The sequence below is a fragment of the Streptomyces rugosispiralis genome (genome assembly GCF_024505145.1).
GTDB lineage: Bacteria > Actinomycetota > Actinomycetes > Streptomycetales > Streptomycetaceae > Streptomyces > Streptomyces rugosispiralis.
The window spans coordinates 1-1,268 of record NZ_JANIAA010000165.1; the positions used below are offsets into that span (position 1 = coordinate 1).

Below are 1,268 nucleotides of genomic sequence, written 5' to 3' on the forward strand. Positions count from 1 at the left end.
GGTGGGTGACGACGACGCCCTTGGGGCGGCCGGTGGAGCCGGAGGTGTAGATGACATACGCCGGGTGATCCACCGACAGCGGCGCCAGCCGCTCACCATCGCCCAGATCCGTCTCCGCCAGAGCCTCGACCCCCACCCGGGTCTCCTCCGCGTCCAGCACCACCCGGACCAGACCATCGATCTCCGGCAACCCGGCAGCCGTGGCACTGTCCGTCAGCAGCAACGCCGGATCCGCGTCACCGAGCATGTAGACGATCCGCTCGGCCGGATAGTCCGGATCCACCGGCAAATACCCACCACCGGCCTTCACCACCGCCAGCAACGCCACCACCTGCGACGCCGAACGCGGCAACGCCAGCGCCACGATCCGCTCCGGACCCACACCCATCCCCACCAGCAACCGCGCCAGCCGATTCGCCCGCCCGTTCAACACCCGATACGTCAAGGACGTTTCGCCCTCGACCAGCGCCACCGCATCCGGCGTCCGCACCACCTGGGCCTCCACCAGCGCCGGGAGCGACCGCACCGGAACATCCAGCACCGGACCGTTCCACTCCGACAGCAACCGGGAACGCTCCTCCTCGGACAGGATCTCCACCCGGCCCAGCCGCACCTCCGGATCCGCGACCACCGCCTCCAGCAACCGCACGAACCGCGCCACCATCCCCTCGACCGTCTCCCGGTCGAACAGATCCACGCTGTACTCGACGACACCCTCGATCCCAGCGGGTGTGTCCTGCGCCTCGTGGCGCTCGACGAGGTCCAGCGTCAGGTCGAACTTGGCGGTGGACGTGCGCAGTTGGCGGATCCGCGCGTCGATGCCCGGCAGGTCCAGCTCGGGGTCCGGGTTGTTCTGGAGGGCGAGCATGACCTGGAACAGCGGGTGGCGGGCGGCAGAACGCTGCGGATTGACCACCTCGACCAGCCGCTCGAACGGCACATCCTGATGCGCGAACGCCGACAGATCCGACTCCCGCACCCGGTCCAGCAACTCACGGAACGACGGGTCACCCGACACATCGGTGCGCAGCACCAGGCTGTTCACGAAGAAGCCGACCAAGTCGTCCAGCGCCACGTCATTGCGGCCCGCGACGGCCGTGCCCAGGACGATGTCCTGCCCCGCACCCAACCGCGACAACAACCCGGCCAGCGCCGCCTGCACCACCATGAACACACTCGCCCGCGACTCCCGCGCCAACCGCACCAAACCCCGATGCACCCGAGCCGACAACCCGAACCCCACCACACCACCACGCCCACTCAGCACC

1 protein-coding gene is annotated in these 1,268 nt (G+C 69.0%); it reads right to left on the reverse strand.

Annotated features, from left to right (window positions below; genetic code table 11):
* A partial coding sequence (locus tag NP777_RS46860) for a condensation domain-containing protein (protein ID WP_308405426.1) occupies nt 1–1,267 on the reverse strand: 1,267 nt, incomplete at its 3' end.
* Nucleotide 1,268 lies beyond the last annotated feature (1 nt).